15 protein-coding genes and 14 pseudogenes are annotated in these 24,956 nt (G+C 60.4%); 23 read left to right on the top strand and 6 right to left on the bottom strand.

The annotated features are described in order from the left end of the window. The first annotated feature begins 33 nt into the window (after positions 1-33). The 6 genes and pseudogenes from ACODNG_RS15370 (at position 34) to ACODNG_RS15345 (ending at position 5,049) form a co-directional block, all read left to right on the top strand. Positions 34-2,397, top strand: a complete 2,364-nt coding sequence (locus ACODNG_RS15370; protein WP_434523269.1) for a heavy metal translocating P-type ATPase — start codon at positions 34-36, stop codon at positions 2,395-2,397. A gap of 120 nt (positions 2,398-2,517) precedes the next feature. Next, positions 2,518-2,941: pseudogene (locus ACODNG_RS15365) on the top strand (hypothetical protein). Between the two features lie 115 nt (positions 2,942-3,056). Continuing rightward, positions 3,057-3,550 (top strand): annotated as a pseudogene (locus tag ACODNG_RS15360) (hypothetical protein). Between the two features lie 6 nt (positions 3,551-3,556). Beyond that, positions 3,557-3,922 carry a DUF7568 family protein gene (locus tag ACODNG_RS15355; protein ID WP_011222454.1) on the top strand — a complete coding sequence of 122 codons (366 nt, stop codon included), beginning with the start codon at positions 3,557-3,559 and terminating at the stop codon, positions 3,920-3,922. 72 nt (positions 3,923-3,994) lie between these two features. After that, positions 3,995-4,391 (top strand): annotated as a pseudogene (locus ACODNG_RS15350) (DUF7567 family protein). An 82-nt stretch (positions 4,392-4,473) separates the two neighbouring features. After that, complete coding sequence (locus tag ACODNG_RS15345) at positions 4,474-5,049, top strand: hypothetical protein (RefSeq protein ID WP_128904646.1); 576 nt, start codon at positions 4,474-4,476, stop codon at positions 5,047-5,049. Positions 5,050-5,062: 13 nt separating this feature from the next. On the opposite strand, the pseudogene ACODNG_RS15340 reads toward ACODNG_RS15345, so the two are convergent. After that, a pseudogene (locus tag ACODNG_RS15340) lies at positions 5,063-6,429 on the bottom strand (restriction endonuclease). A 122-nt stretch (positions 6,430-6,551) separates the two neighbouring features. On the opposite strand from ACODNG_RS15340, the gene ACODNG_RS15335 reads away from it, so the two are divergent. The 8 genes and pseudogenes from ACODNG_RS15335 (at position 6,552) to ACODNG_RS15300 (ending at position 11,480) form a co-directional block, all read left to right on the top strand. Continuing rightward, entirely contained in the window at positions 6,552-6,956 is a 405-nt protein-coding gene (locus tag ACODNG_RS15335) for a DUF6166 domain-containing protein (protein WP_128904648.1), read from the top strand. Between the two features lie 19 nt (positions 6,957-6,975). Next, a complete protein-coding gene (locus tag ACODNG_RS15330) occupies positions 6,976-7,254 on the top strand; it encodes a DUF7389 domain-containing protein (protein ID WP_128904649.1) in 279 nt (92 codons plus the stop codon). 39 nt (positions 7,255-7,293) lie between these two features. Beyond that, positions 7,294-7,966: pseudogene (locus ACODNG_RS15325) on the top strand (RNA polymerase subunit sigma-70). A gap of 73 nt (positions 7,967-8,039) precedes the next feature. Then, complete coding sequence (locus ACODNG_RS15320; RefSeq protein WP_128904651.1) at positions 8,040-8,261, top strand: hypothetical protein; 222 nt, start codon at positions 8,040-8,042, stop codon at positions 8,259-8,261. A 53-nt stretch (positions 8,262-8,314) separates the two neighbouring features. Further along, positions 8,315-8,614, top strand: coding sequence for a hypothetical protein (locus ACODNG_RS15315; RefSeq protein WP_128904652.1), 300 nt, complete (start codon positions 8,315-8,317; stop codon positions 8,612-8,614). 156 nt (positions 8,615-8,770) lie between these two features. Next, a pseudogene (locus ACODNG_RS15310) lies at positions 8,771-9,458 on the top strand (DUF6166 domain-containing protein). 152 nt (positions 9,459-9,610) lie between these two features. Beyond that, complete coding sequence (locus tag ACODNG_RS15305) at positions 9,611-10,147, top strand: hypothetical protein (protein WP_128904653.1); 537 nt, start codon at positions 9,611-9,613, stop codon at positions 10,145-10,147. A 166-nt stretch (positions 10,148-10,313) separates the two neighbouring features. Further along, positions 10,314-11,480 (top strand): annotated as a pseudogene (locus ACODNG_RS15300) (hypothetical protein). Between the two features lie 42 nt (positions 11,481-11,522). On the opposite strand, the gene ACODNG_RS15295 reads toward ACODNG_RS15300, so the two are convergent. Beyond that, positions 11,523-12,077 (bottom strand): redoxin domain-containing protein, encoded by a 555-nt coding sequence (locus tag ACODNG_RS15295; protein WP_434523268.1) that lies wholly within the window; start codon positions 12,075-12,077, stop codon positions 11,523-11,525. Positions 12,078-12,178: 101 nt separating this feature from the next. Continuing rightward, positions 12,179-12,524 (bottom strand): annotated as a pseudogene (locus tag ACODNG_RS15290) (winged helix-turn-helix transcriptional regulator). Between the two features lie 78 nt (positions 12,525-12,602). Between ACODNG_RS15290 and merA the strand changes: the two are divergent. Further along, positions 12,603-14,059 (top strand): annotated as a pseudogene (merA, locus tag ACODNG_RS15285) (mercury(II) reductase). 3 nt (positions 14,060-14,062) lie between these two features. Here merA and ACODNG_RS15280 read toward each other — a convergent pair. After that, positions 14,063-14,617 (bottom strand): ArsR/SmtB family transcription factor, encoded by a 555-nt coding sequence (locus tag ACODNG_RS15280; protein ID WP_123115218.1) that lies wholly within the window; start codon positions 14,615-14,617, stop codon positions 14,063-14,065. Positions 14,618-14,748: 131 nt separating this feature from the next. On the opposite strand from ACODNG_RS15280, the pseudogene ACODNG_RS15275 reads away from it, so the two are divergent. After that, positions 14,749-17,025: pseudogene (locus ACODNG_RS15275) on the top strand (heavy metal translocating P-type ATPase). On the opposite strand, the gene ACODNG_RS15270 reads toward ACODNG_RS15275, so the two are convergent. Further along, complete coding sequence (locus ACODNG_RS15270) at positions 17,022-17,228, bottom strand: heavy-metal-associated domain-containing protein (RefSeq protein WP_137783042.1); 207 nt, start codon at positions 17,226-17,228, stop codon at positions 17,022-17,024. The pseudogene ACODNG_RS15275 and the gene ACODNG_RS15270 overlap by 4 nt on opposite strands. A gap of 132 nt (positions 17,229-17,360) precedes the next feature. On the opposite strand from ACODNG_RS15270, the gene ACODNG_RS15265 reads away from it, so the two are divergent. From ACODNG_RS15265 to ACODNG_RS15240, 6 genes and pseudogenes are all read left to right on the top strand, one after another. Further along, positions 17,361-17,576, top strand: coding sequence for a hypothetical protein (locus tag ACODNG_RS15265; protein WP_144928047.1), 216 nt, complete (start codon positions 17,361-17,363; stop codon positions 17,574-17,576). A 123-nt stretch (positions 17,577-17,699) separates the two neighbouring features. Continuing rightward, positions 17,700-18,699, top strand: a pseudogene (locus ACODNG_RS15260) (DUF6610 family protein). A 75-nt stretch (positions 18,700-18,774) separates the two neighbouring features. Continuing rightward, a complete protein-coding gene (locus tag ACODNG_RS15255) occupies positions 18,775-19,122 on the top strand; it encodes a hypothetical protein (protein ID WP_144928041.1) in 348 nt (115 codons plus the stop codon). 400 nt (positions 19,123-19,522) lie between these two features. Next, positions 19,523-20,451, top strand: a pseudogene (locus ACODNG_RS15250) (DUF955 domain-containing protein). A gap of 112 nt (positions 20,452-20,563) precedes the next feature. Further along, a pseudogene (locus ACODNG_RS15245) lies at positions 20,564-21,381 on the top strand (hypothetical protein). A 169-nt stretch (positions 21,382-21,550) separates the two neighbouring features. After that, positions 21,551-21,874, top strand: coding sequence for a hypothetical protein (locus tag ACODNG_RS15240; RefSeq protein ID WP_144928029.1), 324 nt, complete (start codon positions 21,551-21,553; stop codon positions 21,872-21,874). 103 nt (positions 21,875-21,977) lie between these two features. On the opposite strand, the pseudogene ACODNG_RS15235 reads toward ACODNG_RS15240, so the two are convergent. Continuing rightward, positions 21,978-22,358 (bottom strand): annotated as a pseudogene (locus ACODNG_RS15235) (helix-turn-helix domain-containing protein). Between the two features lie 1,031 nt (positions 22,359-23,389). Here ACODNG_RS15235 and ACODNG_RS15230 point away from each other — a divergent pair. Next, a complete protein-coding gene (locus tag ACODNG_RS15230) occupies positions 23,390-24,715 on the top strand; it encodes an orc1/cdc6 family replication initiation protein (RefSeq protein WP_434523267.1) in 1,326 nt (441 codons plus the stop codon). Positions 24,716-24,956 lie beyond the last annotated feature (241 nt).

Here is a 24,956-nt window from a genome sequence, read left to right as displayed (position 1 = left end):
GACATATCGAACTCCCGCTCCTACCGTGAGGTGATGACAGAGAATTCCGATGTGGATACAGCGGGACCACCGAACGGCGGCGGGCAGCGGGAGTTGACTGCCCGTCTCACGGTCCCCGAGATGGACTGTCCGTCGTGTGCGCAAAAAGTCGACAAGAGCCTCCAGCGCGTCGACGGCGTCGTTGAGGCCACGCTCCAGCCGACCACCGGGACAGCTACCATCAAGTACGATCCGGACCGGACTACCAAAGCCGACGTCGTCGCGGCGATCGAAGCCGCCGGCTATGACGTGATCGGCGGAGCAGACGACGAAACCGACGAGTCTGCCGACGGCGTCGATATCGCGCCACCTTCGGAGGTCTGGACGAGTTCTCGCGCGAAGAAGACGTGGCTCGGCGCAGCGTTCGTCATCCTTGGTCTAGTCTTCGAGTTCCTTCTCACCGGCCAGAACGTCGCGATAGCGAGCATCCTCGACTACCCGCTACACATCGCAGATGTCCTGTTCCTCGGTGCCGTCGCGGCCAGTGGCATCCCGGTCGTCCGCAGCGGGTACTACTCCGCGAAGAACCGAAGCCTCGACATCGACCTCCTGATGGGGACAGCGATCATCGCCGCAACCGGCATCGGCTACTTCGTCGAGGCCGCGACGCTGGCCGTCCTGTTCAGCATCGCCGAACTGCTCGAGGACTATGCGATGGACAGGGCACGGGATTCTCTGCGCGAGCTGATGGAACTCTCGCCCGACGAGGCGACCGTCCGTCGCGATGGTGAGGAAGTGACCGTTTCCGTCGAGGAGGTCGACGTTGGCGAGACCGTCGTCGTCCGCCCTGGCGACAAGATTCCGCTCGACGGGACGGTCATCGAAGGCGAGAGTGCAGTCGACCAGTCGCCGATCACGGGCGAGAGCGTCCCCGTCGACAAGACCACCGGCGACGAGGTGTACGCCGGCGCGATCAACGAAGAGGGGTACCTCGAGGTAGAGGTCACCTCGACCGCTGGCGATTCGACGCTCTCGCGTATTATCGAAATGGTACAGGGCGCACAGGCGAAGAAGACCGAGTCTGAGCAGTTCGTCGACAGCTTCTCCGGCTACTACACACCCCTCGTCGTCGTGCTGGCAATCCTGACCGCCGCTATCCCGCCGCTGGTTATCGCTGATCCGGTGGCGGTGGACCTAGCCGGTTACGGGTTCACCTTCGCGGGCGACTGGCAGACGTGGTTCATCCGTGGGCTCACGCTGCTGGTGATCGCCTGCCCGTGTGCGTTCGTCATCTCCACACCCGTCTCGGTGGTGTCGGGCATCACGAGCGCCGCGAAGAACGGCGTCCTGATCAAGGGCGGAAATTACCTGGAAGCGATGGGCGAGGTCGACGCCGTCGCCGTCGACAAGACCGGGACGCTCACCAAGGGCGAACTCGCCGTCACCGACGTCGTTCCGGTGGGTGACACTACGGAGGACGATCTGCTCCGTCGCGCCGCTGGGCTGGAGCAGCGCAGTGAGCATCCCATTGCTACGGCGATTCTCGCCCGTGCTGAGGAGGCGGGCGTGGGCAACCTGCCCGACCCGACGGGTTTCGAGAGCCTCACTGGGAAGGGCATCCGCGGCGAGATCGGCGGCGAGACGGACCATGCGGGCAAGCCCGCGCTCTTCGAGGAACTGGGCTTCGACCTCGCTCGGGCACGCCGCGAGACGGACGGCGGCGTTATGACGGAAGAGGCGACCGAGGGCGAGAACGGGGCGTTCGCCGAGGATGCCCTCTCCGCGCTGGAGCGGGAGGGCAAGACTGTCGTTATCGTCGGGACGGAGTCGAAACTGCTGGGTGCGATCGCCATCGCCGACGAGGTTCGCCCGGCCTCGAAGCGGGCCGTCGAACGCCTGCACGAGCTGGGCGTCGAGCGCGTGGTGATGCTCACCGGCGACAACGAGGGCACCGCCCGCGCAATCGCCGAGCAGGTCGGGGTCGACGAGTATCGCGCAGAACTCCTGCCCGACGAGAAGGTCGACGCTGTCGAGGAGTTACAGGCAGAGTACGGTGATGTCGCGATGGTCGGTGACGGCATCAACGACGCGCCCGCGCTCGCCACCGCGGAGGTCGGCATCGCGATGGGCGCGGCCGGCACCGACACCGCTCTCGAGACGGCCGATATTGCGTTGATGGGCGACGACGTCGGGAAACTCCCGTACCTGTACGACCTGTCGCATACGGCCAACGGGGTGATCCGGCAGAACATCTGGGCGAGTCTCGGCGTGAAGTTCCTGCTCGCGCTGGGCGTGCCACTGGGGCTGGTCAGCGTTGCGTTGGCGGTCGTTGTCGGTGATATGGGGATGAGCCTCGGTGTCACCGGGAACGCGATGCGGTTGTCGCGAATCGAGCCCGATTGGTTCTCCGACACCTGACTCTGCGGCGGGAAGTGCGGGCAGGACGCTCCTCTTTCGCGACTTTCCTGCGCTCTATCGAGACAATTTGCAGTTTGTCTGGGGCAGTAGAGACTGAGCCCCACCGCAGGCTCTGATTTGATGCCCGAGAATCCAGACGACGATCCACTCCACGATTGCGAGTTAAGTCCCGACGCAGTCCTCGGGACGCGCACCTTCCACGATGTCCTGTTCACTGACGATACCGAGACGCCGGTAAACGTGCTCACCGGCGAGACACCCGCACATTCGCAGGCGACCGTCGAGGAAGCGAAGGCGTTCGCTACGAGTATCGATACGGACACACCACAAATCGCGCTCCCGGCCTCTGTCGAGACGCAGATCGAAACCCAGAGCCAACCCTACACGGCGGCCGCGTTCTTCCACTTCAAGGCGACCGGGTCGCTCGAACTGCGACCGTGCCTACCACGCCGCCTACGACTCCGACGCGTTCAGCACCGACTTCGAGGCCGACTACGAGTCGGGCGACCTGACGATCACCGTCGAGCAGACTGCCGATTCCTGAACGCGGTCTCCCGAAGCGAGGTTTTTCGAGCGCCGGCGATGGGTGCCGGCGCACCGAGCAGACAGCGCCGAGCGGCGCCCGGTGAGTCGGCACTCCGAGGTGAACCAGATGCGATATGGCGATCTACGCGCTGGTGGAAGCACCGACACAGCACGACGCCCTGGTCGAGGGGAAAGCAGTCTTCGACCGTCTCGTCGGCGCGAATCCCCACGGCTGCGCCGTGTTTGATTACTACGTCACGTTCGATGAAGACGACACGACGGTCGCCGGGAAGGCCCGCTGGGTGACCTGCCGACGGCGGCCCCCATCAACTCAGAGGAGGGCGGTGAACTGCTCGACCGGGCTTGGAAGGCCACGAAAGAGGAGTTTCAGCGGAATCTCGACCGCGTGAAGGAGGCGCTCGACGAGCTCAGCGACGAGGCGATCATGCGCGACGAGGACCTCGCCCGCCACGCGTTCCACCAGGTCGGCGCGTACGAAGGGCCCTCAATCCCGATGTACGACCAGCACGCCCAGGGGATTCGGCATCGAGGCCAGCTCGACCGAGTCCTCGAGGAAGACGAGGACAGCCAGACGCTCTGGATCGTCCCCGCAGACGTTCATTTCTGACCAACGATGCCACGAATCACCAACTGGTCACGAGAGAGTCGCTCACCAACACTCGCGTATCGAAACACCGAGACTGGAGCGCGAGCTGTTCTACACCGGGCGCCGGATTCATACCGGTACAAGTGGCGCGGAGCGATCCTCGTCGACGGCTACCCGATCTGGTCGCGAGGCTTCGAGACGAAGGAGGCGACAACGTTCCGGGATGCGCTTCGGGAGCGGCCAGCGCCCGAACTGAACTGTCCGGAGTGTCCAAACGACGACGTCCTCGTCGGTGAGAAGACAGCTGATGGAGCGACGGTACAGCGCTGGTACGACTGTCCGGACTGTGGGTACGAAGCCCCCTCGCGCATCGTCTACGGCCCTGAACGCTGAGGACGTACACACGCAGGGTGTTTTTCGGCCGGGGCGGAGAGAGTGACCCGGTCGAACCGGGTCGGTCCAACAATGAGTCTCGAAGTACTCGACCGACACAGCGAGGCACTGTTCGAGTTCCTCTGGTGTCCCGTCTGCGGGCAGGAAGTGTTCACCCACATTCCCTTCGAGGGAGTGTTCTGCAAGAACTGTAACACGCAGGTCGTCCTCCAAGAGTCTCGAGAAGACCGTGGCTACGAGGAGGCTGTGCTCGCGTGCTTCGACACCGACTCAACGTGGAACCTTCACGTCGACGAGAAGCTCCGCCGCGACCTGCCTGACGGCTCGGCACGGGCAAAAATCCTCGGCTGGACCGGGTGCCTATGAGATCGACTGGTGGAGTCCAGCACCTGGGGAGGATTGGGAGCCGGTCGAGCGTGGTGAATTCGACGACGTGGAGGAACCAGACGAGGTGTCACATCTCGCGTAGCGGATTGCAATCCCGCTACGACTGTGTGGTGTTGTTTCAGCGCCGGCGATGGGTGCCGGCGCACACGCGCCGGCGAGTACCGATGTCGACACGGAGCCAACTCCGATTCGTCCAACGAGTCGAACAGACCGGTGAGACAGATGGCAGCGCCGACCGCGTCGCGCAGGTGTACCGGCATTCGGACGGGTATCCCGGGAGCGTCCTCCGGGATCTCGCACAACTGAAAGAGCTTCTCGATGCGACCCGCGCAGAGCGGGGACCGGGCTACACGGCGGCGACCTTCGTGTTCCTCGACAAGCTCTCGACGGTCGACCTCTACCTGGATGGCGACCCAGAGCGAACGATCGACGCGGCTCAGCCAGCGGATCTCCTCGAGCCGTCCAATATGGAGCACCTGGACCAGCCGCTGTTCCTGCTGGGCCACGGCGTCGAGAATCCGGCCGACGGCATCCACGGCGACGAGGAGTACCTCTACGTCGTCGAACTCCCGACGGAGAACCCGTTCGACGAGCCGACCGAGTGGACAGTCAAAGTGAGCGGTCATTCCGCATTCCCGCGCTGGGATGGGCCGACCGAGGAAGCCTTCGAGCGGGCTAGCTGGCAGTTCCACGGCCCGCTTGAGCACGCGCTCGAAGAGCTGGTCGCTGAGCCGGCGTGAACACCGAGGCCGCTTAGATGATGCCGCCGATGACGAGTAGTCCGACGATGAGCAGCAGCGTCGCGACCACGCTCCCCCCGGCCAGCCACTTGTTCTCCATCGCCTTTTCGTGAAGCGGCATTTCGGCGTACTCCTCGCGGAACGCCTCGAGATTCTCCTCGTCGTAGAAGTACTTCGTCTTCAGCGCGAACCGTTCCGTCACCGCACAGCCCGTACAGATTGACTCACCTTCCAGCCGCTCCGTTTTCGTGTGGCTGGTGCAGGCGATCGCCCCGCAGTTCGGACAGTACGTGTACGTTTCGTCGATGCCGCTCGTGTCACAGTGGACGCACCGATGGATGCCGTCCTCGGCGGTCATTCGTGAGGGGCCCGCCGCGTAGTACTCATAGGGATAGGTGTACTTCTGGTGGTCGGTGGTGTGCCGAACCTCGGGAAGGTACACCGGCTCGATTGACTGGACGGAGATGTCCGAGCGGTTCGGCTCGCAGGTCTTGTTGTAGGTGACGTTGTTGTCGCCGGTGTAGGTGACCGTTTTCGTGTGGTGCTGCTGGAGCCGCTCGACGGCCCACTCCTTGTACTCCGTCTGAGTCTGGCCGAACCGCCGCTCCTCGACGTCGTCGAACACCTCTCCGAACTGCTCGGCGTCGAGATTGACCGTCGCGTGGAGGTTCTCGGTGACCAGCGTCGCGACGTCCTCGTCGACGACCTGCGGCTGCCCGCGTTCGGCGTGGGCAACGAATCGCGTCCGATCGTTAATCCGGTGGATGACGCCCACCGACGTCTCGAAGACGACGTTCGTGTCCGCGGTGACCGCCACCACCGGCCGGAACGTCACCGATGAGTGTGGGTCTGGGAGGTCGGCGGCCTCGATGTTCTCGACGTCGCGGAACGCCTCTTCGACGGCCGCGTCGACGTCGGCGGCCGGGTCGTAGGGACGTAGCGTTTCGTCGCAGAGAATCTCGATGCGACCGTTGTAGAGGTCGAGGCCGATCTCGTCGGCGATCTCCCGGAGGTCCTCGCCATCGAGCAGCTCGATTGGATGGGGGTCGTCGTTCTGCTGGAGGCGGTCGGCGTACTCCTGAGCCGGGTTCGTGAACCGGCCGGTCGTGACGACCATCCCGCGTTTGGGGCCGTCGAAGTCGAAGGTCGCGATTGCTGAGTGGAGCTTCTGGACGACCGGCCGTCCGACCGTCCCCGTGTGCTCGGCACTTCGACGATGATCGCGCGCCGGGTGCCGTCGACGACCTCCTCCATAATAACGTCGCGACCCTCGTCGGCGGTTCGGTCGGCCTGACGGACGTTCTCGTAGCCGAGATTGCGGAAGACATCCTCGATTACGTCCTCGAACTCGAACCCTGAGAGGTCGTCCAGTACAGCCATTCCGATATACCTGGACAGTACGTTGCAACTGTCAAATACGTTGCCGAACGCTTCGCCGTCCTGTTTATGAACCCCCGAGAGGGGTGCGGGGGTGATCAAACGAGCCTCCCGCGAACCAACCTATGAGTGGAATCAGCGACCCACGCTCACACGTACAGTCACGGACCACGGCTGATCCCGACGTCATTTACGTCGGTTACCGTCGTCGAGGCCGCGCCATCGTCGAGAAGCAATCAGACCAACAACAGCTCACGCCAGAGCGGAGTCTCGAGCTGGCAAATCACAGTCCTTCGGGCTTCGAATGGGGATATGGTGGCAGCGGGCCGGCCCAACTCGCACTCGCCCTCCTGCTCGATTACACCGACGATGAGGAGGTAGCGCTTTCGGAGTACAAGGCGTTCAAGACCGAAGTAGTGAGCCAGCTAGAGTGTACAGGACCCGACGGCTGCTGGCGACTCACCGGACGCGAGATAGATGCTACCCTTCATGAGATAGTCGACGACCCAGTTGCACCGTCCGTCAACTAACGATCACAGAGCGCAATCAATGTCAGAACACACTCAGCAGCCTCGTGTGGACTCAGAATCGCAACAGAACCGTGAGCGTCAGGTGCCAACCGAGTACGTCGAGCGAAGCGATGTCGGCGTCTCACTCACCGTCAAACTCACTCGCGGTACTGGCACCCGCGATCAAGACAAGATCACGGCCAAAGTGAAGGGTAAGACGCTCGAAGACGCCCGCGAGGATATGGAAACCCTCCGCGAGTATATCCACGACCTCGCTGAGGACACTCGCCAGATCCAGCCAGCCGACCCACACGAATAGTACTTTTTTGACGATCGCACAGAATTGTGTAGCCGCAGGATGTACGAAGTGTGCGGTGAGAAGGAACTCAAGGTTATCCTCGCGCTTGATCCAGGCGATTCCATCTCAGGCGTCGCGCGGAAGATCGACGAGAACCGGGAGACGATCCGTCGCGTCGTGAATAGCCTCGAGGAGGCGGGATACGTCGCGTACGACGATGGGCTTCATCTCATCGATCAGACGCTCCGAGACGCCGGTCTCGAGTTCCTGACAGCGTCAGCGGACATCTCGCCGCCGTCAATCTCAGAAGCCTATGTCCTCCCGCAGTTCACGGGGATGGAGTATCGGATACACTGGCATCGATGCGGTCTACGTCTGGACTCGCGGTGGCTACCAGGTCGCTCGCGACCCAGAGGACTATCCGCTGTTCATCGCCGTCCACGAGTCTGACCTCGATGCCTGGACGGCGTTCTTCGATCGGTTCGAAATCCCGACTGCGGAAGAACGCCTGCCTGCTGCCGACCTCGATGGTTCGATACAGGCGGTACTCAAGCCGCGGCCACAGATCGAGGCCGAGATGGTCGACGGACGGCCTGTCATCCCACTCGAAGAAACTGTGGCGTTCGCAAACGAGCACTACGCGCACTTCCAGTCAGCGCTCGACATGCTCGGCCGTATGTACGACAGCGTCGACACTGACGCGAACTACCGCCAAACTGACGTGGAGTTCTGACAGGAGATTTCTTCGACTGGGAGGGGCCTGGCCGCTGTTTGTTGCCGCCTTGAGAGAGCGGAGGCGAACAAAAATGAGCGATTCGTCAGATCTATCCGTCGAATCAGACGCTCTCACACCGAAACAGCGTCTCGAACCGCCAAATACCCGTCTCATCAATGCTGGTATCGCGACGATTCATGACATGGAGACGCTGCGAGCCTGCGTCGCCTACGAGAATGCGAATCAGCAACGGATCCCGATTCTTCGCCGGCTCAAAGATCGGGCCAGCGAAATTCGCGCAGAAGACAATTGACGCAGCACTCGGGGATGTCTGTCGGAGCCTCGGTGGGTGGAGGCTCGAATGAGATGAGCGATCAAGCCGAGATCGAAATTCAACGACAGACCGCATTCGGCGACGATGGCCAACTCGAAGTAACTGAAACGAGCGTCGAGACCTCACTCGAGGACTTCGGTGCTGACGTGGATCATCGCGACCGGGATTCACGTCTTGATCGGCCCGAGGCCAGTGTGTTCGGCGTCGACGATCGACCCGCAGTTGAGCAATCAACCGAAGGAGATCAGTCAACACTCTTCGCTGATACGGACGAGGATCAGCAGACCCTCGCTGGCGACGATGCAGCCGCTCGCTGTCTATTCGAAGAATAAACAGTCCCTATTGATTAGTTATCTGTAGAAATGTTATAGTTTGAACTATAATAGTCTGAGTTCTAACTTTGAAGCGACGCTGAGGGGTTAATAGCCGGTGGTAGTTTTTCGACCCCCAGCAGGGTGCGGGGAATCCGAACGCCCGCATGGCAACCGATGGAGATGAATTCGACTACCGACCGACGAGCAGTCGTACAGGATGCGAGTGAGCGATGGCAGGCGAGTGGAGACTGCGTTGAGTACGTCGGAATGCGTGTCGACGGAACGCCAGTGGTCCTGAACCTCACCGCACACGAACGCCTCTCCCCAAATCGAAGTCTCGGTCTCGTGCGGCATAGCCCGGCGGAATTCGACTGGGGCTATACGGGAAGCGGACCGGCACAGCTCGCCTGTGTGCTCCTCCTCGATTACACCGACAACGAAACTGTCGCCCAGCAACACTACATCCAGTTCCGCAACGACGTGGTCAGTCAGCTGGTGTGTGATGGCCCGGCCGACTGCTGGCACCTCACCGGGGAGGATATCGAGGCGGCACTCGCCGAATTCGAAGAGTACCGAGCACTCACGCCAGATGGTGGGGCGCCGTCATCGTCACTGCCGGCGAATTGGAGTGCGGTGAGCCGGACAGATCGGACAGTCTTCCAACGTCGAGATATCGACCACTACGTCGTCCGCGCCAAAGGGAGCGAAGAGTGGTTGATCATACTTTGTGCGCAGGGGGACCGGGCGTATCCCGCCCCGCTTGACCATCGAACACTTCCGGTCGAAGAACGACCCTGTCTCTGCCGTTCAGGCACTCGTCGCTGAGAGTAACGACCTCGTCGAGCCAGAGGAGGCCAACTGATGGAGAAATTCCGACTTTCGCGAGCAACGTACCAGCTCATCGAACGCGCTGTCACGGCGCTGGAGTGGATCGGCCGAGAACTCAAGCGATACAACGACCGGCACGAGCGAATAGCTGGGAAAGACAGCAGACGAGACGAATCCCGGCGAATCATGACTGGCGAAGCGACGCTTGATGACTTCGAGAGCGAGACATCATCCGGAGAGTCCGGCTCGCTCTCACTGGAAGAGCGACTCCTCACCCCGATCTCGCCGTCAGTGGGACTTCGGCTGATTCCCGGTCGTGGTGATCCGCTCTATCTCCAGAACCGGGGCACTGAGCGGTATCTGTTCCGCGACGAGCACAACCGATGGTTCATCCTTCAACCCTCGGCGAAGGACTCAGAAGAGGCGTTCGTCCGCTGGGTGTATCTCCCAGCAGACCGGCCCGAACGGCTGGCACAGTCGGCGCTTCGTCGACGGACAGTGATCGGCTATGATTACGTTCAGCGGTCGGCCGCACCAGATCCAGTCAGATCGACGGTGACGGCGATGTTCGTCACGGAACCGTGGTCCGACACCGCCTACGAGTGTGGGTCGTGTGAGGCGCTGTTCGACACGGCACAAGAGCACGCCCTGCACTGCTGGGACGCACATCCGTGGGTGCCGAATCCTGAACAGGTGCGCCGTCGACGCCACGCCGACGAGTGAATTGAAGAGCCGAAGCCAGGTGTCGAGACCGTCCAGATGTTTAACCAACAGTACTGGATTCGTGGGCGGGGCGTTGGTTAAGAGTGGTTGTTTTTGCGCCCGTGAGAGGGGCGCAGGGCGCGTGATGAGAGCGCCGTCGCGAGCGACGAATTCGATTTCGAGGTGACTGCAATCGAAAGACCCAGAATCCAGAACCGTGTTCGCTGGCGTCGACGGACGAACCGATACAGAACTACCCGACTGGTACCGCCGGAAGAAAACGGTCGACGAACCGAAGTCCTTCGCCGAGACGATTCGTGACCTCCCGCAGGCCGTCGAGACGACAGTCGCATACCGGAATCCCTACTCCGACGAGTGGGTCGAAACGGAGCGCTTCAACGCCCTGGTCGAGCCGACAAGAGCGCGCGACCACGCGACAGACGGCGAGCCCGACGCAGACCCACTATTTCACGTCCCCACGGACAGTTACGCGATCATCAACCCGGTGGATGTGTACAGGCCCTTGGAAGAGGTCCTTCGCGAGGAGACCATCGACGGGTCGCCGCTCGGGAACGTGATGTTCGGCGAGATCCGGCGCTACCGGGGCGGCGGCGAGGTCCATATGGACGTGATGTTCGACGGCCTCGAAGTCCGGCTGCCCGGGCGGTCAGACCGATCACGATGGGCGTGACCTCCGGCTACGACTTCTTCGGTGAGCACGCCGTCTACGTCGAGGGATTCGCTCAGGACGGGTACTGCTCGAATTCGATGCGCTCGCTCACCGACAAGGAAGTCATCAAGCACGTCGGGGACGTTCGGGACTTCCGGACCTGGTGGGAGGAGATTCTCGCCCAGGTCGAACTCGTCGCCGACGACCTCTTCGAATTCATCCGAGATGCGCAGGAGATCGATCTCGAGTTCTCCGAGCTCCCGTTCACCGTCACCGAGTTTTACAGCCTGCTGGGATTCCCGGACTATCTCGCAGAGCGTGCTGCCGAGGATGCCGAGGCGAACGCTGCGTCGCCGTTCGAGATCGATATGCGGACGCTCGGACTCCGGCGCGACGTACGCGCTCACTCACTTCTTCCAGGGCAAGGAGGGTGCGTCGCTGGACGGCTACGTCCGCACGGCCAACGACATCCTGTTCAACCCCGAGGGTACCATCGAGCGCGTCGAGCGAGCCTACGAGGAGCAGCTCGAGGCGGACGGCGACGACGGGTCGCAGGCGTCGCTCGCCGGCGAGCGTGCGCTCGCGAGCATCGAGCGCGTCAGCGATGATCTACAGGAGAAGGTCGACCAGTTCGAGGAGCGTGAAGATGCGCTGCGTGAGCGGTTCCAAGAGGCGATGGGCTGATTGTCGGAGCGGCGTTCACTGAAACTGTCCTCAAACAGCCGTTTACGTGAGCGGTTCCGGTTCCTCGTTATATTCGACGACTAATTCGACATTATCAGGACCGAATTCATCGCGTTCCGCTTCCAGCGTATCAAGAGCGTCTTTAACCGGAAGAAATCCGGCTTCTCGAGTCGCATCTTCTGTGGCCCAAGCGTATCGAATCGTTTGCTCCGAATCGATGAGGAACACGGCACGCTGTGGAACGCGCTCGTGGTTCTCCCATTCGTCATAACAGACATCATATGACTCGGCAACCCGCCCGGAACTATCACTAAGTAACGGGAAATTGATGCCGTATTCCTCGGCGAATGCTCGGTGGGCGTAGACGCTGTCCCCAGAAATTGCCCAGACATCGAGCGCCGGCGTCAGCTGAAACCACTCTGCATCGCGGATCGCACACAGTTCGTTTGTACAAACAGGACTGAAATCAAATGGGTAAAAAACTAGCAACGCAGCCCGATCATCCGCAGTTGTCTCATCCAAGCTGTACTCGGTTTGTTCTCCGTCACGGAGACCTGGAAGAGTGAATGACGGTGCAGACGCTCCCTCGTTTATCATGCGTCACAGTAGCACACGAAGAAAGGATAGTCTTGGGGCTAACACCCCCACCTGAATGGAGTAGCCTCAAATGTGGGATGAAATTCACTGGAATCCGTACGTCAGGAGTTCGCCGTCGCCCACTCAAGAAGGGGTTCTGATCTCGAACGAATCTCATCCCCTTCGTCAGTTAGCGCGTATTCGACGCGTGGCGGAATTTCGTTGTACTGCGTCCGTGAGACGATCCCTGCCTCCTCGAATTCGTCGAGGCGTTTCGAGATTGTCGACGTGCTCGCTGTAGGGAGGTGCGCCTCGATCTCCGCGAACCGCAGCGAATCGTGTGCGCCGATGATACTGACGAGTTGCGATCGCGTATTTTCGGCTCAACGTGTCGATAACTCCTGTGAGCGGACAATAGCACGTCCCCTCAACATCGCACGTTGGCGCCGGTGAAGTAGTATCTGCCATAGCTTCGTGGCCTCCAACCTACTCTATAGCTTCGGACTCTGGAGTATAAGAACTTCCCGTCGTAAAGTTTCGGTATAGATGACTCACACATCCGACTATGATCTCGTGATTCTCGGCGGTGGCGCCGCAGCTTTCGCCGCGATCACTGAAGCGAGCCGACGGGACCTCTCGACGGCGATGGTGAACACCGGCTTGCCCATCGGCGGAACCTGCGTGAACGTCGGCTGTGTCCCGAGTAAGCATCTGCTTGCCGTCGCCGAGAGCGGCGCTGCGAGCGTCGGAGAATCCCTTCGACGCCGTCACATATCCCGAAGAGCCGACTGTCGACTGGGCCGACGCACTCGACGGCACCAACGAACTCGTCGAGCGGTTCCGGCAGGAGAACTACGTCGACGTCGCCGAGCACTTCGAGACCGACATCTACGAGGGCTACGGCCAGCTGGTGGACGACACGACCATTGAGGTCGTCGACGGCGCCGACGAGGGCGCGCACATTACTGGGAAGAAGGTGCTCGTCGCGACGGGCAGTTCACCGTGGGCGCCGCCCATCGACGGCCTCGACGACGTCGACTACTACACGAGCGAGACCATCCTCGAGGAGCGCGACCTCCCCGAGAACATCGTGATCCTTGGTGGCGGATACATCGCGCTGGAGTGGGGCCAGATCCTCCACCGTGTCGGCGTCGACGTAACCATCCTCCAGCGCTCCGGTCACGTGCTCTCAGATATGGAAGGTCAGCTCGGCCGGGAGATCGCAACGAGCCTTCAATGAGGAGGGAATCGATGTCGTGACCAGTAACGACTTCCAGCAGGTTCAGGATGTGGCTACCGACAGTGGTGCTGACCCTGGTCAGAAGGGCGTCGCTGTGGAGACTGTCATCGAGGGCGAGGAGCAAGCGTTCACCGCAGAGACGTTATTCGTCGCAACCGGCGTCCAGCCCAACAGTGAGAACATCGGCTTGGAAGCAGTCGGCGTCGAGACCGAATCCGATGGCGCGATTCGCGTCGACGAGCATTTCCAGACGACCAATTCCGACATCTACGCGGCGGGGGACGTGATCGGCGAGCCCGAACTGGAGACGGTCGCCGCCAAGGAGGGCAATCACGCCGTCAAGAACGCCTTCGGCAACGAGGGCGTCAGCATCGACTACGATGGAGTCCCCGCAGTCGTGTTCACCAGTCCCGAGGTAGCAGTCGTTGGGACAACTGAACGTGAATATATGGACGAACACGGTACCTGTTCCTGCCGGACGGTTCAGATGGAAGATGTCCCTCGGGCAAAGGCCGTCAAGAACACGGATGGACTCGTCCAGGTGGTGAAGCACCACGAGACCGACGGGATTGTTGGCGTCCACATGGTCGGCCCCCGCGCCGCCGACATGATCATGGAAGCCACGCTGGCGGTGAATTTCGGTCTCACCGTTGACGACATCATCAATACTGTCCACCCGTTCCCAACGTTCTCCGAGGCGTTCAAACACGCCTGTCAGGCGTTCCGTCGGAATACGTCCAAAATGAGCTGCTGTATCGAGTGAGCGTCAGTCCTCGGTCGAGAACACATCGTCGAGCGTGCCGCTCTCGCCTAATTCGATGAGGGCACGGTTCAGGAGTTCGCGAACCATGAACTCCTCGTAATGCTGGGTGTCGCAGTACTCGCAAGGCTTCATTTCGCGGGCAACCGCCTCAATCTCGGTACCGTGGTCCGCATACAACGTCTCGATGAGGGCAGTCAATTCTTCGGACGCGGTAGACTGCGCCTGCGCGAGGTTATTGTCGGCGCCTTCCGGAAGATCGTAGGAGAAGACTCGCGTGTTCGACTTGTAGTACTTCCGTGTCCCTCCACCAGCCTCTTCCAGACGAGCGATTTCCACCATCCCCGCATCCTTCAGGACGTTCACATGGTGACGCACTGTCGTCTCGGCCTTCTCCTCGCCGCGACGGTGCAACTCGTCGTGGATCTCCTCGATCGTCATTTCATCGGTCGCGAGCATATCGAGGATCTTCGCCCGAACGTCGTTCTCCAGTGCCTTCGCTTTCTCCGGATCCGTCGTCACGACTTCACGGATCGGCACGTCGGATTCGAGGAGCGCCATTCTTGTGACGACATAAGCGGACGACAATAGTAAGAGTAACGCCACTCTCCCGACAGCAGTATTAGTATCTCGAAACCGCTATAACGTTTGTCGTAATGGTTATCCGCGTCGCACGATAACCAACAGGCAAGATGGGAACGACACACGAACAATTCAACGTCGGGGGGATGTCCTGCTCGTTCTGTGCCGAGAGCATCAAGAAGGCCTACAGCCGGACCGACGGCGTCGAGGACGTCGACGTGAGTCTCGCTCACGAGGAAGTTCTCGTCGAATACGACGATGAGTGCCTGAGCGAGGTCGAGGTGAAGGACACGCTCCGGGATCTCGGGTACACCATCCGCGACCCGGACAAGGCGAAGCGATACGAGCAACAGCAGGCCGAGCTCGCCGACGGCAAGCGCCGCCTCCTGCTCGCCGGCGGCGCATCCATCGTCGTTGCTGTGCTGATGGGCTGGATGATCCTAGTGATGGGACGCTTCGAGTCGGCATCTCTCGTAGTGGATCTGGTGACGCTGGGGCTGGCGCTCGGGACGATGTTCGGGCCTGGCCGCTACATCAAACAGAAGGCGTTCCAGAGCCTCCGTCGGGGTATCCTCAACCAGCACGTCCTCCTGGAGGCAGGCGCGTTTGCAGGGCTCCTCGGTGGGTTGCTCGGTCTGTTCGTCTTCCCGAGCTTCCCGACCGTCCACTTCTTCGCCGTCTCCGTGTTCATCACCACCTACCACATCCTCTCGGAGTACACCAGCCTCATCGTCCGCACTCGGGCCTCGCAGGCCGTCCAGAGCCTCCTCGATCTCCAACCCGACACAGCACGCCGAGTCACCGACGACGACGATGTCGAGGAAGTCCCGGTCGAGGACCTCAACGTTGGCCATCGCGTCCGCGTCAAGCCCGGCGAGAACATCCCCGTCGACGGCACCGTCGTCGAGGGCGAATCGACGGTCGACGAGTCGGTCGCTACCGGCGAGTCCATCCCCGAGGAGAAGTCCGAAGGCGACGCGGTGATCGGCGGCAGCGTCAACGAGACCGGGACGCTGCTCATCGAGGTAACTGGCAACCGGCGAGGACGCGTTCCTGAACCAGGTGGCACGCGAAATTGAGGAAGCGCGGGCGATGAAGCCCGGCATCATCCAGCTCGCCGACCGCGTCCTCAAGTACTTCGTCCCAGGCGTCTTGACGATTGCTGCTTTCTCGTTCCTCTTCTGGGTGGTTGCACCGCTCGCGTGGGGGCAGCCCCCGACGTCCAGCGCGGGGCGTTCGCAGCGCTGGCGGTCCTCGTGCTCGGCTATCCGTGTGCGCTCGGGATGGCGACACCGCTCGCCCTCATCCGGGGCGGCGGAAAGGCGGCGAACCGCGGCATCCTGATGCGGTCGGGTGACGCGTTCCAGATCTTCCCCGATATCGACCACATCGTGTTGGACAAGACCGGCACCATCACCGTCGGCGAACCCGCTGTCAGTGAGGTCGTCGCGTTCGGTGCCGACGAGGTGGATGTACTCACGACTGCGGCCAGTACAGAGGCGTTCTCCGAGCATCCTCTCGCTGATGCGATCCTCGAGTTCGCCGACGAGCAAGACGTCGAATACGTGGACCCCGATGATTTCGACTCCGTGACCGGCAAGGGCGTTCGGGCAACCGTGGCCAGCGACGACGTGCTGGTCGGGAAACCGGGATGGCTCAGCGACGAGGGGATCGACCTGTCGAAGGGAGACGCCGATATTGAGCGACTCCAAGGCCGCGGCCTCACCGTTGCTGGAGTTGTTCGTGGCGGTGACCTCTTTGGCCTGATCGGCATCGGCGACGAGGTCAAGAGCGACGCCGCTGCGACTGTCCAGCGGATGAAGGAATACGATATTACGCCCGTGATGATCACTGGCGACAACGAGCGCACCGCGCAGGCGGTCGCCGAGGAGGTCGGTATCGACCGCGTTATGGCTGATGTCCTGCCCGACGAGAAACGCGAAGAGATCGGTCGCCTGCAGGAAGCTGGCCACCGTGTGGCGATGGTCGGCGACGGCATCAACGACGCGCCGGCACTCACACAGGCGGACATCGGCATCGCCATCGGCGCCGGGACCGACATCGCCATCGAATCGGCGGACATCGTCCTGATGGGCGACCGGCTTGGTGGCGTGATGGACGCCTACGAGATCGGGAAAGAGAGCTACCGGAAGACCCGCCAGAATCTCGTGACGGCCTTCGCGTTCAACGGCGTCGGCGTCGCCGCCGCGACCACGGGGCTCGTTCACCCCGTGTTCGCGATGCTTGCGATGGTGTTGTCTGTCTCGGCCGTCCTCGCCAACAGCTTCGCTGGTCAGCTCCTCTCGGGCGAGGGTGTCAACACCGAATTCGCCCTCGACGAACGCACCGACGGCGAGCGGGAAGACGGCCGAGCGGCGGCCGATTAGGCCTTGACGTCGTAGCCAGCCTGTTCGATTGCCGCGTTCACGTCGTCGTCTGCGACTCCATCCTCGAGAACCACGTCGACCGTGTCAGCTTCGTGGTCGGCCTCGACCCGACTCACACCGTCGAGGTTTCGCAGGGCGGTCTCCACGTTCTGTTCGCACCCGTTGCACGACATCCCGGTGACGGAGATCGTCTTTCGCTCCATACGGGCCTGTAAACACTCGCGGGGGATGACCATTACGGTAACTGTTGTATCGGTTTTATCTCTATTAGAGGTAGAGCGTTATCGTCCGGAGAGTTGTTTGTGTCGGCCCCAAAGGGGTGGAGGCTCTTCGAGATGGAGACTACTGACGACGAAGAGAGTAACGAATTCCCTCCAGAGAAGCGTCTGGAAGCACCGAACACACGCCTGATCAAGGCCGGTATCGCGACGATCCCGGATATGGAAACCCTCCAGGAGTGCGTTGCCTACGAGAACGCCCATCAGAATCGGACGCAGATTCTGCGCCGGCTCAAGTGGAAGGCTGAAGAGCTGCGTGAGGACGAAGAGTAAGCTCTGTTATTAACCAACAAGCTCCGCGTGGGTTTCCCCATTGTTGGTTAACAGACTGCACCTCGGTTTTTCAGGCCCCTGAAGGGGCGCGGGGCGGCCAACAGCGGCCTCGTGACTCCAATTATGTCCCTCGTGAGTACAGACTCCAGAACGGCTAGCGACATCGCTGCCGCCAGACAAGCCGACATCGTGGCGTTCCTCCATCGAGCCCCGTTCACTCTGGATGCCTATAAGCTCGGTTTCCTTCCCGGCTTTCGGGAGGACTGCGGGTATCAGGAGAACCAATATCAGAATCTCACCCTCCCCGTCGGGATGCTTGACAACGACTTTCGGAACCCCGATCTGGATCGGTTCGTCGATCGGTTCTTCGAGCACGAACCACAGGTCGGCGTCATCGGCGACATCTACGAACGCGGCGACGTCGATGACCACGTCGCTGCTGCTCGTGAGATTCAGGCCAGCTACCCCGAGGCCGAGCTCATCATCGTCCCAAAGTCCCAAGCGGTGATCGACGCAATTCCCAAGGATCTCGTTCTTGGCTATTCGCGTGGGTACGCCGACCGGTTGGCCCACGAGTTCTCTGATCCGGCCGACTGGCGCGGTCGGCGCGTCCATATCCTCGGCGGGAGTCCACCAAAACAACTCGAAGCCATCCGACAGCTGACCCGGCCGACACTCACCGACGAGCCACCAGCCGACATTGTGGGCGTCGACTGGAACGGGCTGCATCGTGGCGCGCAGTTCGGGGAATTCTGGACAGCTGATGGGTGGGATGATAGCGGTCGCGACGCCGATCACGTCACGGTTCGCAAGACGGTTCGTCACAGTCTCGCCCGCCTCAAGGCGTTCTGGCAGTCTCACGGCGTCTGGCCCGACTCAACGCCACATAGCGACATCCTCGAAATCGAGTACGAGGGCCCGTCACCAACCGATCTCGATAGTGCTGCGTGTACCGACTGCGGAGCGAACGTCTGGACGACCCGGCGCGGTCCCTTCGTCGCCGAATACGATACCGGCGCAATCTGTGGATACTCGGAGCTACGAGTGTTACTTCTCCCATCGCCATCGGAACAACCTCGAGGAGATCGTCGGCAAGCAGAGCGTCTACTTTCCGACGGCGTGACGCTACGAGTGGTTTGTCGCGCCCTCCAGAGAGGGCGAGGGCTCCCTATCGAGTCCTCCTTGCTGGTGATTTTCCGTGAGTCAACAACAAAGTCCGACCGACATCTCGGTCGATGCAATTCCAGTCGATGTAACGAACACGCAATCAGGCGAGGTCGATCCCGCTGGGGTCCCCGAGGAGATCGAGTCGATCACTCGTGGCCTCGCCGGTGAGCAGCCACCAACGAATCCGCTCGTCGTCCTGAAAGCAGCTCGGTGGTGGTATATCCACGGCAAAGGCGGAACCGATCCCGCGTTCCAGTGGGCCATCGAGTGGGTGCGACACCTCGCGACGGACACACCCAGCGACGTCGAACGGTTCGACGCGTTCCTCGCGTATCTCGTTGCGGTCGGCTTCGCTGACGAGAAAGCAGCGCTCCGATAACCAGATCCCCCATTCACACCGAGGGGGGCGAACGGACACGACCACACAAGCAGTGCCGACACCGAGTGCAGCAACCCGAGCGAAATCCACTTAGAACTGGTAGCAAGCGACATCCTCCCCTCCGCAGGTCGGACACGTCTCAGTATCTGCCGAGAGGGTCGTGCCACAGTGGCGGCACTCATACAGCGTGGCCGTGTCGGCCGTGCTGGGTCTGATGACCCCGCGAAGCACATCGACGAGCCCCATGCTCTCGATGGTATTCTCGCACCGATTGTTAATCCCAGCCTCCGATAGCGGCCCCGATATCCCTCTCAGGAGCACCGTCGTTTGTTGTGCGCCCCCGAGGGGTGCGGCGCGTCTGAACTGACGCACTCGCCGTGAACTCGATTCGGTGAATACAATGGTTACAGCCAGTGATCCGTCGGTCTCGTTCGAAGAGACCGACACCCGACACGACGAGATGCACAGTACCATCGAACAGTGGATCGACGACCTCGTCGCCGGCGTCGACGACGCGCAGGCCAGCGAAGAGTTCCAAGAGTGGCTCGACGTCCAGAGTCGCTTCCACGACTACTCCCATCGCAACACGCTGCTCATCAAGCTGGAGTGCCCCGAGGCGACGAAGGTCGCCGGCTACAACACCTGGCGGAACGACTTCGACCGGTACGTCCAGGAAGGCGAACAGGCGATCTGGATCTGGGCACCGATCATCACGAAGCAGTGCCCGGAGTGCGAGAACTCGCCCAGCTACCACGAGGACAGTGAGTGTGAATACGACGGACGGTACCCGACGAGTGGTCGAAAGGACTCGTCGGGTTCAAGCCGACTGCTGTCTTCGACGTCTCGCAGACCGACGGCGAGCCGCTTCCCGAACTGGAGACGGAGGCAACCGGGGATGCCGAGGACTTGGTTCCGACACTGACCGACGCAGCGTCGGACCTCGGCGTGACGGTTCGTATCGTCGAGGCCGACGACTGGGAGCATGGCAATGCGATGGGCGTCTGTGAGTCCCGGAGCCTGCATGACCTCCAGCCGGTCGTCAAGGCGAAAGCTCGCGAGAATCAGGCCGATCTCGCGGTCACCCTGATTCACGAGTACGCTCACGCGCTACTGCATTTCGACGTCGACGACGACACCGAGCGAGCGAAACGCGAAGTCGAAGCGGAAGCCGTCGCGTACATCGTTGGTCGGTTTCTCGGACTAGACACGAGCGGGTCAGCGTTCTACCTCGCCGCATGGGAGAACGACGATGCGGAGGTGATCCAGGATCGGCTCGGTCGAATCAGTTCGACCGCCCAGGAGATTATCGGGACGGTCGCCGAGAGCTGAACTCGTGGTCCGTGCCGATTAACCAACAGTCGGACGCCAATACGGGTCTTCGTTGGTTAAGTTTATCAGCGCCCGCCGAGGGGCGGAGGCGCAGTCCCGTCTCCATCGACCCATGACCGACCAGTACCTAACTACCGTTCTCGAGGAGGCGGAACGAGTCGCAGAACACCACGACCAGGTCGCCCAGTCTACCGACCATCCGGAACACGAGTATCTCCGGTACGCCGTTCTCCGGCTGCTCGAAGGTGAGGCTAACGAGCTGTCGGTGGACATGCCACAGATTGACGGCGTGACTGTCGGATACGGAGAGGACAACGCGATGTTCGACAGCTGGGGCGACGACGTCGAGTGGTGGGAGACCGTTCCGCTGCAGGAGGAGTGTACCCGCTTTCGAATATCTACCCCGACGAGTACGAGACCGTTCCGCGGATCATCGTCGACGTGATGGCCGCACTCGGCGCGTGGCGCGTCTGGACCGGCAGTGCTGCCGCCTATGGTTCCTACGACCATCGCGAACGTCGCGAAATCCAGTACCTGTGGCCAGAGGGTCATCCGGTCGAAGACCTCCTACAGAATCGGCTCCACGGTCCCGAGGCTGCGGTTGCCCCAGACGGCGGCCGCACCGGCGACGTGCGCGATCGGATGGTCGTCACGGAGCAGTCGACCCAGACCGACGGCCTCGAGCCGCGAACCAGACGCGCCGTCGACGAAGAGATGGCCGTCTCGCTGCTCGAAAAAGGCGGCCGGTACGAGGTCCGATCAGCATCGGGGAACCGATACGAAGTGGATGTGATCAGCGAGTCGTGTACCTGCCCAGATTGGCGGAAACGAACGCCCGAGGGCGGCTGTAAACACCTCCGGCGAGTCGATCACGAAATCAAACAGGGGCAGGTCCCACGACCTGATGGTCGACTCCCCTCGAACTCGTAGGATCACCCAGCGTTCGAGGATCCGGAGGGCTGTAACATCAGACGAAACTCCTTGATGGAGAGTTTCGAATAGTGTTACAGCTGCTGAAGGACCGTTGTAAGCGGTTGGTTACGGATTTAACCAACAAAACTATGCTCTTTGCGTTTGTGTTGGTTAACAGAGATCGGCCATGTCCTACGAGCCACCGACGCCCCCAGCGGACCTCCCCACCGACGTCATCGACACACTCAACGACTACTCGCCCAAGCTGCTCCGAGACGTGGCCCGCTATGCCGAGGACCTCGCCGAGTATCGCGAGCGCGAGGCCCGCCTTGTCGAAGCGGACGAGGAAGACGAGAGCGACGAGCGCCCCGACGATCTTCCCGATGACGTCCCCTCGAAAGCGACGATCACGATCAAGGAGATCAACGACAACCGCTACTACTACTGGCAGTGGAGAGAAGGAGATCGCATCAAATCAAAGTACAAATCCCCAGTGAATCCAGACGAGTAGACGAACTAGTACCCCAGTCGGATGGCCAGTTGTTCGGAGGACACCCCGTCTGCGAAGTGAAAGACGGAAGCTGTTAGCGCTCGGGTCGCGGAGCGGTCTCGTATCAGTTGATGTCGTCGGTCTTCTCCACTCGGTCGTAGATCTCTCGGAGCGTGTCTTGTGCCCGGAGGAGCTTGTGCTCTGCGAGGAACTGCCGACCACTCTCGCTGATCCCGTAGAACTTGAACGGCAGGTCGTTCTGCCGACGGTCCTCGGGCAGAAGCACTTCCTCAACGATGCCGGCGTCGACGAGCTGCTGGAGGTGCTGGCGAATCGTCGTCTGGCTCTTACTCGAGTTGACGTAGTCGAGTTCCTTCAGCGTCGGCAGTTCCGATGGATGCCCGAGGATATCCTAGAGGAGCGAGAACCGCGTCTCTTGGGCGACGACGTTGAGCCGCTCCCGCACTGACTCCAGGTCGCCTGGCGTGTGGTCGGAAGTACTCATTACCACAGAATTCGAATAATGTATAAAAAAGCGTTTGGCTCAAATACGCATCGGTTTGAAGCGAATTGACTGAATCGACTGGCTGTGTACGGTAGCATTGCTAATACAGGGGACCAGATATCGAGATCTCTGAACCCGATTGAGTATCTAGGGAGACGCACCCCTATCGACTTGTTCAACGAAACCACCTGCATGCGGAGGGTCACCTCTATCGATTTGTTCAGCGGGAAGTCATCCACGGAAGACCAGTATCGAACCAATAGAGAGAACATTCCAAAATTGAGCACGAAGTCGGCTCTATACGTGATCGGCTTCATCTATCGCGACCGTGTCGACAGGACCACACACCCACCCCTATCGATTTGTTCTGACGAGTAAGGGTGGGGAGGGGAGAGTTGATCACGAGAAACTCACGAGAAGATGGCACATCAGGATGAGGTCCTTCGACGGGATCGGTCTTTATTAGCTCGATTCTCACTGTATTCGGTAGATGGGATGGGTATTAGACAAATCGATAGGGGAGAGTGTAGAGTAGTTTGCCGGGAAACAGAGGGAATGACAAGACGTCCCGCCATAGTACCTATAAGATGTCCAAATCCGCTCTTTATCTCCTGATTTCTCAATCCATATTCATATACTAAACCAGGAGGGAAATGAAGGGGGTGGCGTGTAGTGAGAACAAGTCGATAGAGGTGCGTTCTACTAGCTAGCTAGTAACTAGAACTAGAAAGAAGAGAAAGAGAAGATGAAAGCAGCTCTCGATTCCGTGCTCATCGTGACGTAGATGGAGCATTAGTCCGTTCGGGAATTCTCTCACCCCACCCCTCCTTTGTGGTTGGAACAAATCGATAGAGGTGAGAGGGTGTTAGAGAGTCCTCTTGGATTGGTTGAGGCGAAGAGCTCCTAACAAATCGTCGGAGGTCGTGGGATACTCCGGTGTACCCCTCTAATACACCGGACCTGACCGTCGTACCGGTAGAAAAGAAATCGACAGGGGAATCTTTTAGTATCGTGGTAGAGTGAGGTCCGGTATGCCAACGGATTGTGGTCCCGAGGAAACCCCCGAGTCCACGGGTTCTATCAAAGATCTCATTCTCGAGCAGGAAGAAGCCGCGAGTCTCATCAAGAACCGTTATCTCCTTGAACCGAACGAAATCGTCGATGAAGAACGCATCGTCGGTCGTGACACCCAGCTCACCGATATCACTCAGCACCTTCGCGTCGCAATTAGTAACGAGCGGCCGCCGAACCTTCTCCTCTATGGCCCCTCCGGGACCGGGAAATCTCTCATCATCAACGCTGTCTGCCAGAACATCGTCGAACTCTGCGAAAGTCGTGATATCCGGTTCGGCGTCATCCAGATGAACTGCCAGAATGTGGGAACCCTCGGTGCAGCGGTCTACGAACTTGCGCGAAAGGTGGCGAGCGACATTGGAACGACTGTCGATGTCCCAGAACACGGCGTCCCAAACAAGAAAAAATGGCGTGAACTCTATCGTCTCATCAACGAACACTACGATACAGTCGTGTTCATCCTCGATGAACTCGACATGCTCGTCGGTCGTCGCGATAAGGATGAGCCAGCCTTCTCCCGTCTTCTCTATCAACTCTCTCGTGCTGGAAGCACCGATGATATCACCGCCCAGGTCTCCGTGACCGCCATTACTAATGACACGAAGATGATGGAGAGTGTGGGGAGTCGCGCTCTCAGTTCGTTTACCCCCGAAGACGTTCACTTCAGTGACTACGACGCCAACCAACTCCGGGAAATCCTCTGGGCCCGAGAAGACGCTTTCCATGAGGATGCGCTCAGTGACGACGTCATCCCGCTCGCAGCAGCATTCGCCGCGCAAACCAACGGGGACGCCCGAAAGGCGATAGACTTGATGCGAACAGCGGGATCGATCGCAGAAAAAACAGGTGCAGACAAAGTCCGTGAGGAGCACGTTCGAGAGGCTCAAGATAAGGTCGAGAAAAACCGCGTGTTAGAGGTAACTCGTGGAATTAGTACGCAGAAGAAGCTCTGTCTTTTCGCAACTGCAGCTGTGGCATGTGAAACCGGCACTGGTGCAGCGATAAGCCCGATTGGATACCGAGTATATCAATACCTGACGGGCACCTTGGATTCGGATCAGTACCACCAGGAAACGTACGTGAACAAGATGAAGGAACTAACGACGTATTCGCTAGTTGAGACAGAACGGAAGAGTCAGGGGCCACACTCGGGCAGCTACCTCGAGTTCACGTTTGGTGAGAACCCGGAAACCATCATCGAAACGCTCCGAGAAGATTCGCGGCTAGACGACGTCCACGATGACGAACTCCGTACCGTCGTGAACGCACAGCTCAATCAGTAGGTTGTTCCTCGAACAAATCGATAGGGGTGAGGGTGTTATCGATGATTCAGATCCATCGGTGACAGTAACAAGTCGATAAGGGTGGGTCTACAGATCATGGTGGTTGCTCACACAACAAATCGATAGAGGCGACCGCCCAGGAGATCGCGTCACCGATTTTCTGGAGGGTTCAGTGATGCCGCCATCGGATCTTGCGGACCCTACACACCGTTTTTCCTGAGTGGAGACCCTCCTGCCACGT

It is taken from the genome of Halorubrum sp. AS12, assembly GCF_051122765.1.
In the GTDB taxonomy this organism is placed as follows: Archaea; Halobacteriota; Halobacteria; order Halobacteriales; family Haloferacaceae; genus Halorubrum; species Halorubrum trapanicum.
The sequence above is the reverse complement of the archived record's forward strand: the minus strand, read 5'-3'. Positions and strand labels throughout refer to the sequence as shown.

Coding starts and splice junctions, on each gene's coding strand:
- ACODNG_RS15370 (WP_434523269.1), top strand. CDS start 34: ATGACAGAGAATTCCGATGTGGATACAGCGGGACCACCGAACGGCGGC.
- ACODNG_RS15355 (WP_011222454.1), top strand. CDS start 3,557: ATGCCACGAATCACCAACTGGTCACGAGAGAGTCGCTCACCAACACTC.
- ACODNG_RS15345 (WP_128904646.1), top strand. CDS start 4,474: ATGTCGACACGGAGCCAACTCCGATTCGTCCAACGAGTCGAACAGACC.
- ACODNG_RS15335 (WP_128904648.1), top strand. CDS start 6,552: ATGAGTGGAATCAGCGACCCACGCTCACACGTACAGTCACGGACCACG.
- ACODNG_RS15330 (WP_128904649.1), top strand. CDS start 6,976: ATGTCAGAACACACTCAGCAGCCTCGTGTGGACTCAGAATCGCAACAG.
- ACODNG_RS15320 (WP_128904651.1), top strand. CDS start 8,040: ATGAGCGATTCGTCAGATCTATCCGTCGAATCAGACGCTCTCACACCG.
- ACODNG_RS15315 (WP_128904652.1), top strand. CDS start 8,315: ATGAGCGATCAAGCCGAGATCGAAATTCAACGACAGACCGCATTCGGC.
- ACODNG_RS15305 (WP_128904653.1), top strand. CDS start 9,611: ATGACTGGCGAAGCGACGCTTGATGACTTCGAGAGCGAGACATCATCC.
- ACODNG_RS15295 (WP_434523268.1), bottom strand. CDS start 12,077: ATGATAAACGAGGGAGCGTCTGCACCGTCATTCACTCTTCCAGGTCTC.
- ACODNG_RS15280 (WP_123115218.1), bottom strand. CDS start 14,617: ATGGCGCTCCTCGAATCCGACGTGCCGATCCGTGAAGTCGTGACGACG.
- ACODNG_RS15270 (WP_137783042.1), bottom strand. CDS start 17,228: ATGGAGCGAAAGACGATCTCCGTCACCGGGATGTCGTGCAACGGGTGC.
- ACODNG_RS15265 (WP_144928047.1), top strand. CDS start 17,361: ATGGAGACTACTGACGACGAAGAGAGTAACGAATTCCCTCCAGAGAAG.
- ACODNG_RS15240 (WP_144928029.1), top strand. CDS start 21,551: ATGTCCTACGAGCCACCGACGCCCCCAGCGGACCTCCCCACCGACGTC.
- ACODNG_RS15230 (WP_434523267.1), top strand. CDS start 23,390: ATGCCAACGGATTGTGGTCCCGAGGAAACCCCCGAGTCCACGGGTTCT.